Here is a 738-nt window from a genome sequence, read left to right on the forward strand (position 1 = left end):
CGTAACTCGAGAATCCCGCTGAAACTCGAGAAAATCCACGTGGTTCCCCCATCAGCGCTAGATGAGGCCCTTGCCCGCTACAGCGACTCAATAGAAGTCCCACTTTCTGTCTTGAAGTGCGAAACGGTACTTGGCACCCTTGATGCAATCTCAAAATTCCCCGACATACCGGTCTCACTCGAAAGGAACACCGAGGTTCCCGGAACCACTTCATTTGAGCTCCTTCTCCCCTCGTGATCGCGACAGGAATGTCGATTCCCCTGCTATGTCTGGAAGGGGTTCCCGACCTTTCCAGCACGCCTAAGGATGAGGCCGGTCTCACGAGGAAATTCGAGACGAGCCACGTGGGTGGGGCCACATGCCGATCGCCTCCGATTCCCCGGTCCGCCCTGGAGAAGGACCCGAGGCCCGGACCCCTCTTCGAAGGCAACCCTGTGGGTGAAGGCACAACACGAAGGGGCACTGACACCCCCGTGCATCGTCCAGAAAAACCCGCAGGTTACAAACACAGTTCAACAAGTGGTCTGTCACCCCGTGAACAACTCGACAGGCAAGTGGAGTTCCATTCCTCCACACAAGACGAGGCCTGACTCTCCTGTCCCAACTCTGCAGGGACCCTGCGGTCGGAGTCCGAAACGGAGAGGAAGCCTGAGGTTCCTGCCTCCCCTCGAGGTGAGGCCCTCTTCCGTTGCGCCAGACCCAGCGGAGTCCCGAGGGGCCCCGCCCCCTCCACAGGAT

At 59.2% G+C, this 738-nt stretch carries 1 protein-coding gene; it reads left to right on the plus strand.

What is annotated here, in order from left to right:
- Positions 1–237 (plus strand): hypothetical protein (locus A6X21_RS25065; RefSeq protein ID WP_205847491.1); only part of this gene is annotated, 237 nt, incomplete at its 5' end.
- Between the last annotated feature and the right edge of the window lie 501 nt (positions 238–738).

This window comes from Planctopirus hydrillae (assembly GCF_001707835.1).
GTDB lineage: Bacteria > Planctomycetota > Planctomycetia > Planctomycetales > Planctomycetaceae > Planctopirus > Planctopirus hydrillae.